General features: G+C 72.8%; 13 protein-coding genes. 5 read left to right on the forward strand and 8 right to left on the reverse strand.

The genetic code is table 11. The features are described 5' to 3' along the window. Positions 1-143 precede the first annotated feature (143 nt). Complete coding sequence (locus ACQVFL_RS24600; RefSeq protein WP_431727697.1) at positions 144-1715, forward strand: PP2C family protein-serine/threonine phosphatase; 1572 nt, start codon at positions 144-146, stop codon at positions 1713-1715. An 11-nt stretch (positions 1716-1726) separates the two neighbouring features. Here the strand turns inward: ACQVFL_RS24600 and ACQVFL_RS24605 are convergent, their stop codons facing one another. Next, on the reverse strand, positions 1727-2293 hold the full coding sequence (locus tag ACQVFL_RS24605) for a MarR family winged helix-turn-helix transcriptional regulator (protein ID WP_396690823.1): 567 nt from the start codon (positions 2291-2293) through the stop codon (positions 1727-1729). Positions 2294-2385: 92 nt separating this feature from the next. Between ACQVFL_RS24605 and ACQVFL_RS24610 the strand changes: the two genes are divergently transcribed. Further along, positions 2386-3513 (forward strand): PP2C family protein-serine/threonine phosphatase, encoded by a 1128-nt coding sequence (locus ACQVFL_RS24610; protein WP_396690821.1) that lies wholly within the window; start codon positions 2386-2388, stop codon positions 3511-3513. Positions 3514-3520: 7 nt separating this feature from the next. Here ACQVFL_RS24610 and ACQVFL_RS24615 read toward each other — a convergent pair whose 3' ends face one another. The 7 genes from ACQVFL_RS24615 to ACQVFL_RS24645 all read right to left on the reverse strand — a co-directional run bounded on the left by ACQVFL_RS24615 (position 3521) and on the right by ACQVFL_RS24645 (position 12449). Beyond that, positions 3521-5008 (reverse strand): sugar transferase, encoded by a 1488-nt coding sequence (locus ACQVFL_RS24615; protein WP_396690819.1) that lies wholly within the window; start codon positions 5006-5008, stop codon positions 3521-3523. A gap of 210 nt (positions 5009-5218) precedes the next feature. After that, positions 5219-6979, reverse strand: coding sequence for a substrate-binding domain-containing protein (locus tag ACQVFL_RS24620; RefSeq protein ID WP_396690817.1), 1761 nt, complete (start codon positions 6977-6979; stop codon positions 5219-5221). 145 nt (positions 6980-7124) lie between these two features. After that, positions 7125-8159, reverse strand: a complete 1035-nt coding sequence (locus ACQVFL_RS24625; RefSeq protein WP_431727698.1) for a lactonase family protein — start codon at positions 8157-8159, stop codon at positions 7125-7127. A gap of 116 nt (positions 8160-8275) precedes the next feature. Continuing rightward, a complete protein-coding gene (locus tag ACQVFL_RS24630; RefSeq protein ID WP_396690813.1) occupies positions 8276-8878 on the reverse strand; it encodes a GTP-binding protein in 603 nt (200 codons plus the stop codon). After that, complete coding sequence (locus tag ACQVFL_RS24635) at positions 8859-9248, reverse strand: DUF742 domain-containing protein (protein ID WP_396690811.1); 390 nt, start codon at positions 9246-9248, stop codon at positions 8859-8861. The genes ACQVFL_RS24630 and ACQVFL_RS24635 overlap by 20 nt, the downstream gene beginning before the upstream one ends. Continuing rightward, positions 9238-9657 carry a roadblock/LC7 domain-containing protein gene (locus ACQVFL_RS24640; RefSeq protein WP_431727699.1) on the reverse strand — a complete coding sequence of 140 codons (420 nt, stop codon included), beginning with the start codon at positions 9655-9657 and terminating at the stop codon, positions 9238-9240. The genes ACQVFL_RS24635 and ACQVFL_RS24640 overlap by 11 nt, the downstream gene beginning before the upstream one ends. After that, complete coding sequence (locus tag ACQVFL_RS24645) at positions 9657-12449, reverse strand: nitrate- and nitrite sensing domain-containing protein (protein WP_431727700.1); 2793 nt, start codon at positions 12447-12449, stop codon at positions 9657-9659. The genes ACQVFL_RS24640 and ACQVFL_RS24645 overlap by 1 nt, the downstream gene beginning before the upstream one ends. A gap of 378 nt (positions 12450-12827) precedes the next feature. On the opposite strand from ACQVFL_RS24645, the gene ACQVFL_RS24650 reads away from it, so the two are divergent. The 3 genes from ACQVFL_RS24650 to ACQVFL_RS24660 all read left to right on the forward strand — a co-directional run bounded on the left by ACQVFL_RS24650 (position 12828) and on the right by ACQVFL_RS24660 (position 14877). Then, a complete protein-coding gene (locus tag ACQVFL_RS24650) occupies positions 12828-13424 on the forward strand; it encodes a hypothetical protein (RefSeq protein WP_431727701.1) in 597 nt (198 codons plus the stop codon). A 10-nt stretch (positions 13425-13434) separates the two neighbouring features. Beyond that, positions 13435-14370 carry a hypothetical protein gene (locus ACQVFL_RS24655; protein WP_396690804.1) on the forward strand — a complete coding sequence of 312 codons (936 nt, stop codon included), beginning with the start codon at positions 13435-13437 and terminating at the stop codon, positions 14368-14370. A 129-nt stretch (positions 14371-14499) separates the two neighbouring features. Beyond that, a complete protein-coding gene (locus tag ACQVFL_RS24660; protein ID WP_396690802.1) occupies positions 14500-14877 on the forward strand; it encodes a hypothetical protein in 378 nt (125 codons plus the stop codon). Positions 14878-14927 lie beyond the last annotated feature (50 nt).

A 14927-nucleotide genomic window follows, 5' to 3' on the forward strand; every position in this document is an offset into this window, starting at 1 on the left:
GGACCCGAGGAGCACAGCACCGGCATGCGTACAGGTCGACAGCGCAGGGCGCGGGGCGACCGCCGGTGACCAGGACCCGACGGGGCCCGGCCGCCGGCTCCACCGGCCGTGGGCGATCCGGAAGTCCGGGCGTCGGCACGTCGGTGGACCCCGAGCTCGCGCTGGAGCTGCTCGACGGGCTCGCCGAGGCGGTGTTGATCACGGACAGCGTCGGACAGGTCGTGCTGGTCAACGCCACGGCCGCCGCGTTGCTGCCGGAGCTGCACCCGGGCGTCGGCCTGCCCGGTTCCCCGGTGGCGATGCTGGCCGAGGCGTACGCGACCGGGGCGGACCACGTCGACGGCGAGCACCGGGACCGGCGGCTGCGGGGCGTGCGCCGCCCGCTGGCCGGTGACCGGTCGGCGTGGTACGTGCGGGACGTCACCGACGATCACCGGCACGCCGAGGCGCTGCGTACCGAGCGGGGACGTACCGACTTCCTGGCCCAGGCAGGGCGCCGGCTCGGCCTGGCCCTACAGCGCGACCAGGCGCTCCGGGCCGCCGCGACGCTGCCCGTGCCGTACCTCGCCGACCTGGCCCTGGTCGTGTACCTGCCGACCGGGACGGTCGAGTACCAGCCGCAGTGGATCCGGCACGTCGGCCACGAGCCGACCCTCGGCGCCACCGACTGGGACGCGGTCAGCGCCCTACCCGGGTTGGTCGAGGCGCTCGACGGGGAGGCCGGCGTGCCCCGGCCCTGGCCTGCCGGGGAGCGCGACGGTGCCGGGCCACTGCTCCCGGACGACCTCGGTCCGGCGGCGACGCTGCTGGTCAGCCCGATGCCGGGGGCCGGGCGGACGGCGGGCGCGCTGGTGTTGGTGCGGGCCGGGGCGCGCGAGGGGTTCGACCGGCGCGACGTCGAGGTGGCCCGGGAGTTCGCCGCCCGGGCCGGTGCCGCCATGGCCACCGCCCAGCTCTACGACGAGCAGGCCCACCTGGCCCGGGTGCTGCAGAACAGTCTGCTCCCGCCGGACCTGCCCGCCGTCGACGGCGTCCGGCTCGCCGGTGGGTACCGGGCGGCCGGGGACAGTCTGCGCATCGGCGGTGACTTCTACGACGTGCTCCCGACCGACGGTGGCGCGTTGTTCGCCCTCGGCGACGTCAGCGGCAAGGGCGTCGGCGCGGCCGTGCTGACCGGCCGGGTCCGCCAGTCGTTGCAGACGCTGCGGCTGGTCGAACACCGGCCCCGGGAGTTGCTCGGGCTACTCGACCGGGCCCTGCTGGACATCCCGGACGCGGCCCGTCGGGGTCAGTTCACCACCCTGCTGCTGGGCACGTTGCGTCCCGAGCCGGACGGCGGGCTGCGGGTCCGGGTGGCCGGCGGTGGTCATCCGGCACCGCTGCTGGTCGACGGCGCCGGGACGGTGACCCCGGTCCAGGTGGGCGGCATGCCGGTGGGTGCGGTGCCCGGGGCACGGTTCGACGAGACCGAGGTCCGGCTGCGGCCGGGCGAGCTGCTGTTGGCCCGTACCGACGGGGTGACCGAGGCCCGCGGTGGGCCGAGCGGCACCGAGATGTTCGGCGAACGGCGGCTGCACCGGGCCCTGGCCGAGGCCGCCGGGTCGGCACCGACGACGCTCGTCGACCGGGTGCTCCACCTGGTCGACGAGTGGTGTGGCGGACACCGGCACGACGACGTGGCGATGCTGGCGGCGGGCCCGGCTGCGGGCGGCTGACCGGCGACCCGTCAGGCGGTACGTGAGACCGAGGTCTCCCCCGCCGACCAGCCTCGCGACTGCGGCTCGGCACCGTGCTCCACCGCGCTCCGACCCGCTGCGGGCAGCGCCTCCGGGTGTCCCTCCTGCTGCGGCACCAGCGGCGACACCTCGCGCATCACCCGTGCCCGCGCTGCCGCGTCGAACTCGCGCAGACCCTGCAGCAGCGCCTCGCGCGCCTCCGGGGTCATCGCGGCGAGGATCGTGGCCAGATGCTGGCGGCGGTCCTCGCGCAGCTCGGCGAGGAGTCGACGGGCCTCGGCGGTGAGGTGCAGCGAGATCTCCCGGCGGTCGGCGCGGCCCGGCTCGCGCTCCAGCATCCCGGCGGCGACCAGCCGGTCGCAGAGCCGGCTGGCCGAGGAGAGCAGCATGTCCAGCCCGGCGGCCAGCCGACGCAGGTTGATGCCGTCCTGTCGCTCGACGAGCATGACGGCCCGTAGCTGGGCGGTGGAGATCCGGTTGGCCGTGCGTTCCCGTGCACCGTCCCAGACGGTCAGCAGGGCGCCTGCCGCGGTATCCAGCTCGGCAGCCATACTCATCTCGGGTCCCGGTGGACCATGCAGTTCCGCCATGGTGGGCCTGAGCGTACTCCGATTCTGTCGCCGAATGGGCTTGTGATCAAGGAGAGACGATGAGCGAGCCGGTCGACGAGGCGCATGCCACACTCATGGCGGCCCCGGCAGACCTGCTCGTCCGCCGGATCGCGGAGCTGCTGGAGCGGGCGTACGGCATCACCGAGACCGAGCTGCTCCAGGTCGACTATCGCCTGGCCGCGCTGCTTCCGCTCAGCGGCGGTGACGAGGTGACCAGCCCGGGTCATCCCGCCTGGCGCTGCTTCGACCACGAGACGCCGGTGTCCGCCGACGGCATCGGTTACCTGCCGGTCAACATGCGCGGCGAACGGCGTGGTGTGCTGCGGGTCGCACCGCTGACCGACGACGGGCTGTTGGACGAGCTGCTGGAGATCGCCACGGCGACGGCCCACGAGTTGAGCGCCGTGGACCCCGGCACCGACGTGTACCGCATCGCCCGACGTACCCGACGGCTCACGCTCGCGGCCGAGGTGCAGTGGGAACTCCTGCCCGGCCGCAGCCGGACCCGTCCCTCGTTCAGCCTGGCCGGTCAGCTCGAACCCGCGTACGCGGTGCGGGGCGACAGCTTCGACTGGTCCGACGACGGCGAACGGGTCTGGACCGCGACGATCAACGGGATGGGCGAGGGGGTGGCCGCCTCGATGCTCACCACGTTGGCCACCTGCGCGCTGCGCAACGCCCGCCGGGCCGGCATCCCGCTGGCCGACCAGGCCACCCTGGCCGACCAGGCGATCTACGACCTGCACCGGGGTGAGCAACATCTCTCGACCCTGCTGCTCGAACTCGACCTGCGGACCGGTCTGCTCACCGCCGTGGACGCGGGTTCGCCCCGGCTGGTGCTGCTGCGGGCCGGGGAGGTCACCGTGCAGCCGCTGGAGGCGCAGTTCCCGCTCGGCATGTTCGAGGGGACGAACTATCACGAGCAGTACATCCAGCTCCAGCGGGGCGACCGTCTCTTCATGATCAGCGACGGGGTGATCGACGCGACCGGGCGCAACGTCCGCTACGGCGAGACCGCCCTGGACCGGATGTTGCGCCGTACCACGCCGATGACCCCGCTGGACGCGGTCCGTTCCCTCCTCGGCGACCTGCGGGCCTTCGTCGCCGGTGACCTGACCGACGACGCGGTCGTGGTCTGCCTGGACTGGACCGGCCCGCAGCCGTAGGCCGCCGTCAGTACGCGCCCCGACTGTTGACCACCGCGCCGAAGGTCTTCCAGAGGATGGTCAGGTCGGCCGCGAGCGACCAGTTCTCCACGTAGTAGAGATCCAGTCGGATGCCGTCCTCCCAGCTCAGGTCGGACCGGCCGCTGACCTGCCAGAGACCGGTCATCCCGGGCTTGACCAGCAGGCGTCGGGCCACGTCGCCGTCGTAGCGGGCCACCTCCGACGGCAACGGCGGCCGGGGCCCGACCAGGCTCATCTGCCCGAGCAGCACGTTGACCAACTGGGGAAGCTCGTCCAGGGACCACTTGCGCAGCAACCGGCCGACCCTGGTCACCCGGGGGTCGTCCCGCATCTTGAACATCAGACCGTCGGTCTCGTTGCGTGCGGTCAACTCGGCCAGCAGGGCGTCCGCGTTCACCACCATGGTGCGGAACTTGAAGACGCCGAACTCGCGCCCGCCCTGCCCCACCCGGGTCTGCCGGAACAGCACCGGTCCGCGGCTGTTCACCTTCACCGCCAGTGCGATCGTCGCCAGCAGCGGCAGCAGCAGGGTCAGCGCCACCAGCGAGACCGAACGGTCGACGAACCCTTTGACCAGCTTGCGCACCCCACGGAACTCGGGTGCCTCCACGTGGATCAGGGGCAGCCCGGCGACCGGGCGGGTGTGGATGCGCGGGCCGGCGACGTCGGTCAGCGCCGGTGCCAGCACCAGGTCGATGCCGGTGCCCTCCAGTTGCCAGCCGAGGCGGCGCAGCCGGGTGGCGGTCAACTCCCCGCAGGCGGTGACCGCGACCGTGTCCGCGCCGATCGCGTCGGCGGCCTCCGGGATGCCCCGGAACGAGCCGACCACCGGTACGTCACCGAGCCGCTGCGCCACCGGCGCCAGCAGCGCGTCCGGGATGCAGGCGCCGACCACCTGGTAGCCGGCGTACGGCTCGCGGCGCAGCGTGTGCACCAGTTCCAGCACGTGTGCGGTGTCGCCGACCACCAGCACCCGCCGAGACCAGCCCGTCCCCCGCGACCGGGCTCGGTGCAGGCGCTTGCGTGCGGCGAACCGGGCCACTTCGAGCCCGATCGTGCCCACCGCGAACGAGATCGCCAGGAAGCCCCGGGACACGCCGACGTCGGCGATGTACCCGAGGATCGCGACGGCACCGGCCAGCCGGAGGCTGGCCATGCTCACCCGCCGGTACTCGTCCGCGCCGTAGCCGACCACCCGGTCGTCGTAGCAGCGCAGCACCTTGAGGGAGACCAGCCAGGCCAGCACCAGGGCCGGCGCGAACAGGACGTAGGGCACGTGGGTACCACGTGGCACGGATTCGCCGAATCGGGCCGCGTAACCGATGAGCACCGCCACGCACAGGACGGTGGCGTCCAGTACGACCAGGGAACGGACGTACGTCCGCTGGTCGCCACGCACCGACCCGCTCGATGGCGCAGCCTCACCCGATCGCGATGACGATCTGGCGGGGGTCAACAGCGTCGCCGAGGTCACCAGCCCTCCCACACTTCGCTCGCCGACGGCCCGGGATCGGCCGGGACGGAGGCCGGATCTGCCGGTGCACGAGGACATCCTGCCTTGATAACTATGACGGCCGATTGCTTCGGACGTATTGCCGTCACTTTCCGGTGTGGAGGACGACCGGAAAGGGGCCTGTCGTACCGCTTTCTCCGGTACCGCAGACCCCGTCCCCTGCGCCGACGCTCAGGCCGGCGCCTTCCTCAGAGCGATCGCCCTGAGGAAGATGTCACTGATGTTGGTCGGGTCGGCGGCGATGAACGCTCCGCCGCCGGCCGCCCCGGCGATGGTGTCCAACTCCGATTTGCTCACCTCGGTGCCGATGCCCACGATGATCACCTGGATCGGCTGCTCCGGGTCCTTGATCCGCTCCAGCTCGGCGAGCAGCTCGCGCTGCGAGATGCCGTCCGGGTTCTCGTTCTTGCCGTCGGTGAAGAGCACGATCGAGTTGACCTTGCCCGGTTCCCAGTTGCGCTGGACGTCCTTGTAGGCGGCCAGCAGCGTGTCGTAGAGCCCGGTGTCACCGCTGGACGAGGTGACCGTGTCCAATCCCCGCTCCAGGGTGCTGCGCTGTCGTGACAACGGACCGATCGGCACCACCTCGCGGTAGTCCCGCGTTCCCGCCAGCTTCGTGGAGAACACCCACAACCCGATCGACCAGGAGTCGTCGAAGAGGTTCAGGCCACGCCGGGCGGCCTCGATGGTGACCTGCTGCCGGGTCGCCCCGTTGGCCGTCGGCACGGTCTTCTTCATCGAGCCGGAGACGTCGATGATGCAGAGCATCCGGCCGGACAGCGTGGCGATGGACCAGCTCGACACCGCCCGCTCCACCGCGTCCGGTGCCAGCCCACCGGCGGCCACCCCGCCCTGCGGCGGTGCGGCGGAGGTGTCCCCGCCCGCCGGACTCGGTGCGCCCTGCGGCGCGGCGAAGCCGCTCCCCCAGTTCCCGTCCGGCCCGCGCAACGACTGCTCGGCCAGCTTGTCCTTGAACGACGAGGTGGTCAGCGCCTCGAACAGCACCCGGGCGGCGGACGCCTTGGCCGGATCGATGCCGGGCAGCACCGCGTACGGGTAGTCGAGCGGCAGTGGTGCCGGTTTGAGGTACAGCGCCGCCAACGGCACCGGAGGCTTGCGGGCGTTGTACTGGATGACGTCCTCTTCGGAGAGGGCCGCCGCACCGAGCGCACTGGCCAGCGTGGTGTTGTCCGCCGAGGTCGGGAACTTCGCCAACAGGTCCTGGCGCAACGCCGAGGCACCCGACGCCAGCGCCCGCAGCGCGCCGACGCGGTCCTGCTCGGCGGTGGCACCACCGGTCGACGAGGCCGCGGTCATCAGCGACAGCAGGCCGGACAGTCCGGCGGCGTCCCGGGTCGGCTCGACGATCCCGGTCCGCAGCGGCCGGTCGCTGTTGACCCGGGCCAGCAGTTGGGTCCAGTCGAGTTCCTTCTGCGGCCAGCCCAGTCGGGCGGCGATCGGCTCGGGCATCGCGACGACGACCGGACTGCTGGCGATCGACGCACCGTTGCCCGGCTCGAAGGCCGCCGCGCCGCCGGTCTTGAGTCGCAGCAGCCAGGTGGAGGAGTCCGGGATCCAGACGTCGGGGCTCACCGCGGTGCCGCTGGCCTGGCCGACGCCGGCCAGGGTCGCGCCGTGCCTGGCCGCCACCACCGCCGCCACCTCGACCGGGTCGGCGGCCGAGACCGTCACGTCGATGCAGGTGCCCTCGACGGCGGCACCTTTCTCCTCCCACTCGGTGGCCGCCTGGTCCACCGCCGGAGCGAGCTCGCTGGCCACGGCGACGGACAGCTCGATCTTGCCCGAGCAGTCCTGCCCGGCGAGTTGGCGGTAGCCGACCCATCCTCCGGCCGTGACGACGAGAACGCCGACCGCCGCCGCGGCGGCGGCGCCGTGAATACCTGAACGCATGCGATGGCGGCCTGCTGACACGCAGACCATCTTGCGTATCCCGCCCGTGGACTGCCATGGCCGTTCGGTCGAAAGTTACAGAGGAGAAACAGTTTCCCCTGAATTGGTAACTTTGCGTGACGATGCCACGGCGCAATGTGGATGCATCTATGTCTCAGCCCCACGATCAGGGCAGAACGCAGGTGGGGCTCGCGACCACGAGCGGCTCCCCGGACGGTGTCGGCACGCCGGTCTCCCGATCGACGAGAAAAGTGCGTACCATATCTGCCCGCTCGTCGGCGACGTAGAGGTGCTCGCCGACGAGGACGAAGTGACGCGGCCACTCGCCGCCGGTGTCCACCTCGGCCACCTGCTCCGGCAGCTTCGCGCCGAGGCCGAAGACGGTGATCGTGCCCACGCCCCGGTTGGCGACGTAGAGGAAACGGCCGTCGGCACCCACGGCGATCTCCGACGGCTGCACGTGCCCGGCCCGGCCGCTGGCCTCGACCCGCCCGATCTCCTGGAGCCCCCCGTCGCCGGCCACCTCGTACGCGAGGACCGAGCCGTCCAACTCACCGGCGACGTAGCAGCGCAGACCGTCCGGGTGCCGGGCCACGTGCCGGGGACCCACCCCCGGGGCGGTCCGGATCCGGGCGCCCCGGGGCCGCAACGCGCCCGACCCGTCGAGGTCGTACCGGTAGATCGAGTCGGTACCCAGGTCGACGGCGAGCAACGGCGCGCCGTCCGTGCCCGGCGAGACCATGTGGGCGTGCGCCTGCTCCTGCCGCTCCGGGTTCGGCCCGTGCCCCTGGTGGGCCACCACGTCGGTACGCGGGCCCGGGACACCGTCGGCGTCGAGCGGGAACACGGTCACGCTCCCGCTGCCGTAGTTGGCCACCACGAGGTGCCCGCCGTCCGGCACGACCGCCAGGTGACACGGCTCCGCGCCACCGGTCGGCTGGGTACCGGCCGCGTCCAGCGCCCCGTCGGCCCCCACCCGCCAGGCACCGATCTCACCGGTGGGTAGCTCGTTGACCGCGTACAGCATCGGTAGGCGCGGGTGCCGGGCGAGGAAGGACGGCGACGCGGTGACCGCGACCGTGCCCAGCGACGTCAGCTCGCCGGTGTGCGGATCCCGGCGGGCCGCGACGATGCCGGTGGCCCGACCGCCGCTGGACGCCGTGTACCCGCCGATGTGCACGATCTCGCCCTGAACCGCCACCGCGTTCCGCCTCCCTGCCGAATCCTGTGTCGATCTCACCAGAAGCCTTGCCCTGATCCCGGCCGGTTAGACCTCGAATCCACGACGAACCGCCGATCCGCCCGGTCCGGCCCGACTCAGACGGCCGGCACCGGCTCGCCCCGCTGCCGGGCCACGTGCTCGACCAGGGAGATCAACACGGTCTTGCCGGACTGCCGGTCCCGGGCGTCGCAGAGCACCATCGGCACGTCGCCGTCGAGGTCGAGGGCGCGGCGGACCGCCTCCAGGCTGAACCGCTGCGAGTTGTCGAAGCAGTTGACGCCGACCACGAACGGGATGCCGCGCTGCTCGAAGTAGTCGATCGACGGGAAGCAGTCGGCCAGCCGACGGGTGTCCGCGAGCACCACCGCGCCGAGCGCCCCGAACGCCAGCTCGTCCCAGAGGAACCAGAAACGGTCCTGCCCGGGCGTACCGAACAGGTAGAGCTGGAGGTCGTCGTTGATGGTGATCCGACCGAAGTCCATCGCCACCGTGGTGGTCGACTTGGTCTCCACCCCGGAGAGGTCGTCGGTCTCGATGCCCGCCCCGGTCAGGATCTCCTCGGTCTGCAACGGCCGGACCTCGCTCAACGCGCTGACCAGCGTCGTCTTGCCGGCGCCGAAGCCACCGGCGACGAGGATCTTCAGCGCGATCGGGATCCGGTGTTCCCGCCGCTCGCCGTCATAACGCACGGAGTCCATCGACCACCGCCTTGAGGATGTCGTTGTCGGGCAGGTACGTGGCACGCGGCGGCTGGTGCACGGCGACCAGTCCCCGGGAGAGTAGATCGCCGAGCAGCACCCGGACCACACCGATGGCCAGATTGAGATCGGCGGCGAGTTCCACCACCGGCGTCCCCCGACCGGCCAGTTCCACCAGCAGCCGGTGCTCCGGGTACAGCTCCGGATAGGCGCCGAGGTCCGGGTCCGGCTTCGCCAGCACGTACGCCACCAGGTCGAAGGCGTCGGCGCTGGCCCGTACCCGGCCACCGGTCAGCGTGTACGGCCGGACCACCGGCCCGGCGTCGGCGTCGAGCCATTCGTGTTGGTTCCCCGGTAAGTCAGCGCGCATCGGCGGTACCCACCGACGCCCGGGCCGGTGTCCCGAGGTTCTCGCCCACCCGGGTCACCAGCATCGCCATCTCGTACGCCACCAGGCCGATGTCGGCGTCGGCGTCGCTGGCGACCGCGAGGCAGGCACCCTGCCCCGCCGCCGTCACGAAGAGGTACGCGGACTCCATCTCCACCACCGTCTGGCGCACCGGGCCGCCGGTGAGGTGCCGGCTCGCGCCCCGGGCCAGGCTGGACAGGCCGGAGGCCAGCGCGCAGAGGTGCTCGGCATCGGCCTTGTCCATCCCGGTCGAGCAGCCGAGCAACAGCCCGTCCGCCGAGAGCACCACCGCCTGCCGCGCGGTCGGTACCCGATCCAACAAGTCGTCCAGCAACCAGCCGAGATCGGCACTCTGCCTCGTCGAATGCATCAGGCGTCCCTCTCAGTCGCGGTCGGGGATTGCACAGTCGTCGGGTCACCGGCCGGCGGCCCTGCCGGTTCGGTGCCTCGGTCCTGCTTCTGGTCGGCGGGGGCGGCACCGGATCGGTCCGGCGCGGGCGAGACCGTACGTACCTCCTCGTCGGCGGGTGAACCGCCACGCCCCGCCCCGGTGGGCGGTCCGGGGCGATCCGCGTCGCCGTTCGGTACGACGGCGGCGCGTCGGCCCCGCGCGGTGCCCGCCTGGAGCGCCGACATGAACCGGCGGGCCTCCTCCGGGCTACGGGGCGTCGGTTCGCCGAGCGGGCGGATCGGCCCGCGCGGGACCACCACCGGTTGCCGGACGGTCGGCCCGTCGATCGCCGACGACACCGCCGGCATCAGCACCGTCGGCGCGTCGACACCGTCCTGCGCACGTCCGGCCACCACCCGGTGCCCGGGCGACCCGTTGCCGGACGGCGTGTCCGCCGGGGCGGTGGGCGACACCGGAGGCGGATCGACCGGCGATGGTGCCGCGCCGTCGGCGGCGGCCGGCGGTGCGGTGTCGGGCGACGGCGACGCGGTGGCCGACGCCGTGGCATCGGACGGTGCGGTGGCGGCCGACGGCGTGGTGGCGGCCGGACCCCGCTGACGAATGCGGCGGGGCAGGCCGTCGGCCTCGGCCGCGCCGACCGTGGAGCCGAAGGTCGGTCCACCCCGGCTGCCGGCCGTACTCGCCGACGCCGCCCCGGTGTGGGCCGGCTTCTCCGGCTCGACCTGCGCTCGGGTGCTCTGTCGGGGCACCGTGGTCAGCCGGGTGGCCCGGGCCAACCGGCGCTGTTCCGGGGTGGCGGCCTGGTCGTCCCCGGCGGCGTCCAGGTCGAGCAGCAGCGACGGCTCGGCGGTGATCAGCGCCGCCGGGATCAGCACCACGGCGGTCAACCCGGTCCCGTCGGACTCCCGCAACCGCACCCGTACGTCGTGCCGGGCGGCGAGCCGGGCGACCACGAACAGCCCCAGCCGCGCGGTCTCGGTCGGGTCGAAGTCCGGTGACCGGGCGAGCTTCCGGTTGGCCTCCTCGATGGCGGCGGCGGTCATGCCGAGCCCGTGATCGGTGACCGAGAGCGCGTACCCGTGCGCGACGTGCTCGCCCGAGATCTCCACCCGGGAGTCCGGCGGCGAGTACGCGGTGGCGTTCTCGATCAGTTCGGCGAGCAGGTGGATGACGTCGCCGACCACCCGACCCACGGTGCCGGCGGCCTGCACGTTGACGATGTCCACCCGGTCGTACGACTCGACCTCGGAGATCGCGCCCCGGATCAGGTCCACCATGGCCACCGGGTTGCGCCAGCCCCGCCCGGGGGCCGCACCGGCGAGGATGACCAGGTCCTCGGCGTGCCGCCGCAACCGGGTGGCGAGATGGTCCACCCGGAACAGTTCGGCCAGGTGGTCCGGGTCCTCGGCGTCGCGTTCCATCCGGTCGAGCACGGTGAGTTGCCGGTGCACCAACCCCTGGCTGCGTCGGGCGATGTTCAGGAAGACCTCGTTGAGGCCCCGACGCAGGCTCACCTCGACCATGGCGGACCGGATCGCGGCCTTGTGCACCTCGGTGAACGCCTTGGCCACCTGGCCGATCTCGTCCGCGCCCCGGTCCGCCAGCGGGGCCTCGCCGGCCACGTCCACCTGCTCGCCCCGGCGCAACCGGTCCACCACCTCGGGCAGCCGCTCCTCGGCCTCCTTGACGGTGCCGCGTACCTGGGTCAACCGCTGTGCCAGCGACCGACCGACCCGCAGCGCGACGACCAGCGAGAGCACCACGGCGACCAGGCCGAGCAGTCCGGCGGCGGCCAGCCGGACCAGGGTCCGCACCGCCATCGGCACCGAGCGGTCGGCCAGACCGTCGGCCTGCGTCAGCTCGAAGTCGCGCAGCGCCCCCTGCACCGTGTCGTAACTGGCCTGCCAGGTCTGCGGATCGATCCGGAGTCGGGCCGAGGGGTCGGCGGCGACCAACTCGTCCTGCATCTGCCGCAGTTGCGTGAACTCGTCCTGCTCGGTCAACCGCTGGTACGCCGCGCGGTCCGGCTCCGGCAGGTCGGCCACCGCGCTCTCGGCCAGGAAGCGCTGGTTGGCGATGCCCTGCACGAGCAGGGTGTGCTCACCCTCGGCGAGCCGTCCGCCGATCAGCGCACCGGCCAGCAGCGCGTCGGTCTGGCCGAGCAGCTCACGCGAGCGGCCGATGTCGGTCAGCGCCCGCGCTTCCCGGTTGAGGTTCTGGTCCGGCAGGTTCGCCAACGCCGAGAAGGTGTGGAAGGCGGACGAGATCATGCCACTGTAGAGGCCGATCACGCCGGCCCGGTCGAGGTCGCGGCGGTCGATGAACGCACGCCCCGACGGCAGCGCCTCCAGTTCGCCGAGGAGACGGTCCAGGCGGGTCTCCAGCAGCTCCCCGGCGGCGTCGCGTAGCTGTTCCCCGGAGACCCGGCGCTGCAACTCGGCGATGGCGGTGTCGGTGCGGGACCGCTGCGCGACCAGTTCCGGCAGGACGCAGTTGGCCGGTGGCTGGCCGCACACCGTCCGGGGCGAGCCGAGGTGCACCACCGAGAGCCGTCGCTCCCGTTGCAGCTCGGCCACCACCGTCTCGCCGGGCCGACCCAGGTCGTACAGCAGGGTCCGGGCGGCGAGCAGGTCCAGCGCGGGACCGAACGTGAGGGTGGTCGCGAAGATCCATAGTGCCAGCAACGCGGTCACCGGCACGACGACCAGCGCAGTCAGCTTGGAGCGGATCGGCCAGTCGCGGGTGTTCAATCGGACCTCGCCCGGGAGGGTGGCTGGAAGGGCTCCGGCACGGCCGGGCGGCACCGTCACCGACGTGCGCCCGGCTGCCCGCCGGACGCCGGGGTTCGGGCGCCTTGGGCAGGATACGTAATCCGCGCCGGACGCACTACCGTCCGTCGAGACTACCTATACGGTGCCGGACGTCCCGAGGACGCCCCTGCCGTCGCCGAACGGGCGGTGCTGCGGTGCGCGTCCCGTTCCCGGCCTCGGTCGATGCCGCCGATTCGCCGCTCGTCCCCTTCCGGCGGGTTCCCGCCCTGCCCACCACCGATCCGGATGAGGAAAGTGCTCCGGAACGGGATTGGCGATCAGTGTCCGCAGGGAATACCTCAAGACGAAGGAGGAGCCATGTCGCCCACGCAGATAGTCGTCACCGTCCTCGTCATCCTGGTGGTCGCCGCCGTGGCCGCGGCCGTCGTCGTGGCCGGCCGCCGCCGTTGGCTACGGCAGCGTTTCGGCCCGGAGTACGACCACGTCGTCGCCGAGCGGGACAGCCGCAGCGCCGCCGAACGCGAGCTGCGGGACCGGGAACGCCGGCACGCCGAACTCGAACTCGTGCCGCTGGCACCGGAGTCCCGCGCCCGGTACGCCGCCGCCTGGGAGGAGCTCCAGGTGCGTTTCATCGACTCCCCCGCCGAGACCGTCGGTCAGGCCGACGAACTGGTCACCCGGCTCGTCGCCGAGCGCGGTTACCCCACCGGTGACTTCTCGGACCAGATCGCCCACCTGTCCGTCGAACACGCCCGGACGCTCAGCCACTACCGGGACGCGCACGAGATCCACCTGCGCAACGAGCAGGGCGAGGCCAGCACCGAGGACCTCCGCCAGGCCGTCGTCCACTACCGCGCCCTCTTCGCCGACCTGCTTGGCGAGGAACCGGTCGCGGCGGCCACCACGCCCGAGCAGCGCCACCCCGAGGCCGCCCATGACGCCACGAACCGCTGAGGAGAGCACCATGCGGCAAGAAGAGCAGCAGCTCAACAACGACCACCCCGAGGCCGTCCGGTCTGCCCCGGTGGCAGTGCCGCCGAACGGTGCCGACCGGGGCGTACCGGACGACCTCGACCGCATCGACGAGCCGACGGACCGCGACCGGGTGGAGTCCGCCGACCGCAATCGCCCCTGGGACGGTCGGCCGGGTGACGACGACCGTGACGGCGAGGTGACCGATCCCGCTCCGGTGCCGACCGCTTTCGGCGCCACCTCGGTCGGTGGCGCGGTGGCCGCGTCCGCGTTGGCCAGTCCGCGCCCGGAGGACGAGATCGACCCGCGCGAGGAGCGCACTGCGGCGCCGGGCGACGGCGCGGTCGACGGCGAGCGGGAGGGGCTGCGGGCCGACCCGACGGCCGAGTTCGACCGGACCGGCGACGACATGGACCGCACCGACCTCGACCTGGACGACTCCGACACTGCCGCGCACCGGGGGACGGACGGCCACCGGGCCGACGACCTCGACGGACGGATCGAGTCGCGGGACCTCCCCGGCGACGCGTCGGCGGTCGACACCAGCGACGTGGCGGCGGCCGGCGGCGCCGGCTACGGCAGCGCCGCCCCGACCATGGTCGACCCGGACGGCCCGTCGCCGACCGGTGACACCGGGGCCGGATCGACGGTTCCGGCCAGTGCGGCGACCCTCTTCGACGAGACGACCGCACAGGGCTTCCGGGACCGCTGGCGCGACGTCCAGCTCCGCTTCGTGGACGACCCGCAGGCCGCCGCCGGTCAGGCCCAGTCGCTCGTCGACGAGGCCATGCAGGCGCTGTCCGCGGCCCTGGCGGAGCACAAGGACAAGCTCGGCGGGTGGCAGGAGGCGGGCTCGCCCGACACCGAACAGCTCCGGGTGGCGGTGCGCGGCTACCGCGACTTCCTGGACCGGGTGCTCGGCCGCTGATCACCGTCGAAGGCGGGTGTCCCGACGAGGGACGCCCGCCTTCGGTGTGCCGTCGCAGGCATTACCCGGCGACCGACGGGTACCCGCAGGGGGCCGGAGGAACCGTGTGGCGGACAGGAGGGCGGCAGGATGACGGATCGTGACCGACCGCTGGAGGAGCGCCCCGAGGTGGCCGCGGCGGTGGACGACGACAGCGGCGTTCCGGAGCTGATGACCGGGGGCGGTGCCGACCGGGACACCCCGGCCTTCGCCGCACCGGGCGAGCGGATCGACCTCGACGCGCCCACCGAGGACGTCATCGCCGACCCGTACGCGGCGGGCACCGGTGCGACCGGGACCGGCACCGGAGCCGCCGGGGACGACATCCGCACCGGGGCCGAGCAGCCGTGGGACCCGGAGGACCTGGTGATGGCCCGAGGTCAGGACCCCACCCCCGAGAACATCGAGCGCGCCCGGCGTGAGCTGGCCGAGACCGGCCGGGCCGCGATCGAGAAGACGGTGCCCTGAGCGCGGGACGGGTCCACCCGGTTCGGGTGGACCGTGCCGCGCGGCGAGAG

The sequence above is a fragment of the Verrucosispora sp. TAA-831 genome (genome assembly GCF_050780145.1).
In the GTDB taxonomy this organism is placed as follows: Bacteria; Actinomycetota; Actinomycetes; order Mycobacteriales; family Micromonosporaceae; genus Micromonospora.

Coding starts and splice junctions, on each gene's coding strand:
- ACQVFL_RS24605 (WP_396690823.1), bottom strand. CDS start 2,293: ATGAGTATGGCTGCCGAGCTGGATACCGCGGCAGGCGCCCTGCTGACC.
- ACQVFL_RS24610 (WP_396690821.1), top strand. CDS start 2,386: ATGAGCGAGCCGGTCGACGAGGCGCATGCCACACTCATGGCGGCCCCG.
- ACQVFL_RS24630 (WP_396690813.1), bottom strand. CDS start 8,878: ATGGACTCCGTGCGTTATGACGGCGAGCGGCGGGAACACCGGATCCCG.
- ACQVFL_RS24635 (WP_396690811.1), bottom strand. CDS start 9,248: ATGCGCGCTGACTTACCGGGGAACCAACACGAATGGCTCGACGCCGAC.
- ACQVFL_RS24640 (WP_431727699.1), bottom strand. CDS start 9,657: ATGCATTCGACGAGGCAGAGTGCCGATCTCGGCTGGTTGCTGGACGAC.
- ACQVFL_RS24650 (WP_431727701.1), top strand. CDS start 12,828: ATGTCGCCCACGCAGATAGTCGTCACCGTCCTCGTCATCCTGGTGGTC.
- ACQVFL_RS24655 (WP_396690804.1), top strand. CDS start 13,435: ATGCGGCAAGAAGAGCAGCAGCTCAACAACGACCACCCCGAGGCCGTC.
- ACQVFL_RS24660 (WP_396690802.1), top strand. CDS start 14,500: ATGACGGATCGTGACCGACCGCTGGAGGAGCGCCCCGAGGTGGCCGCG.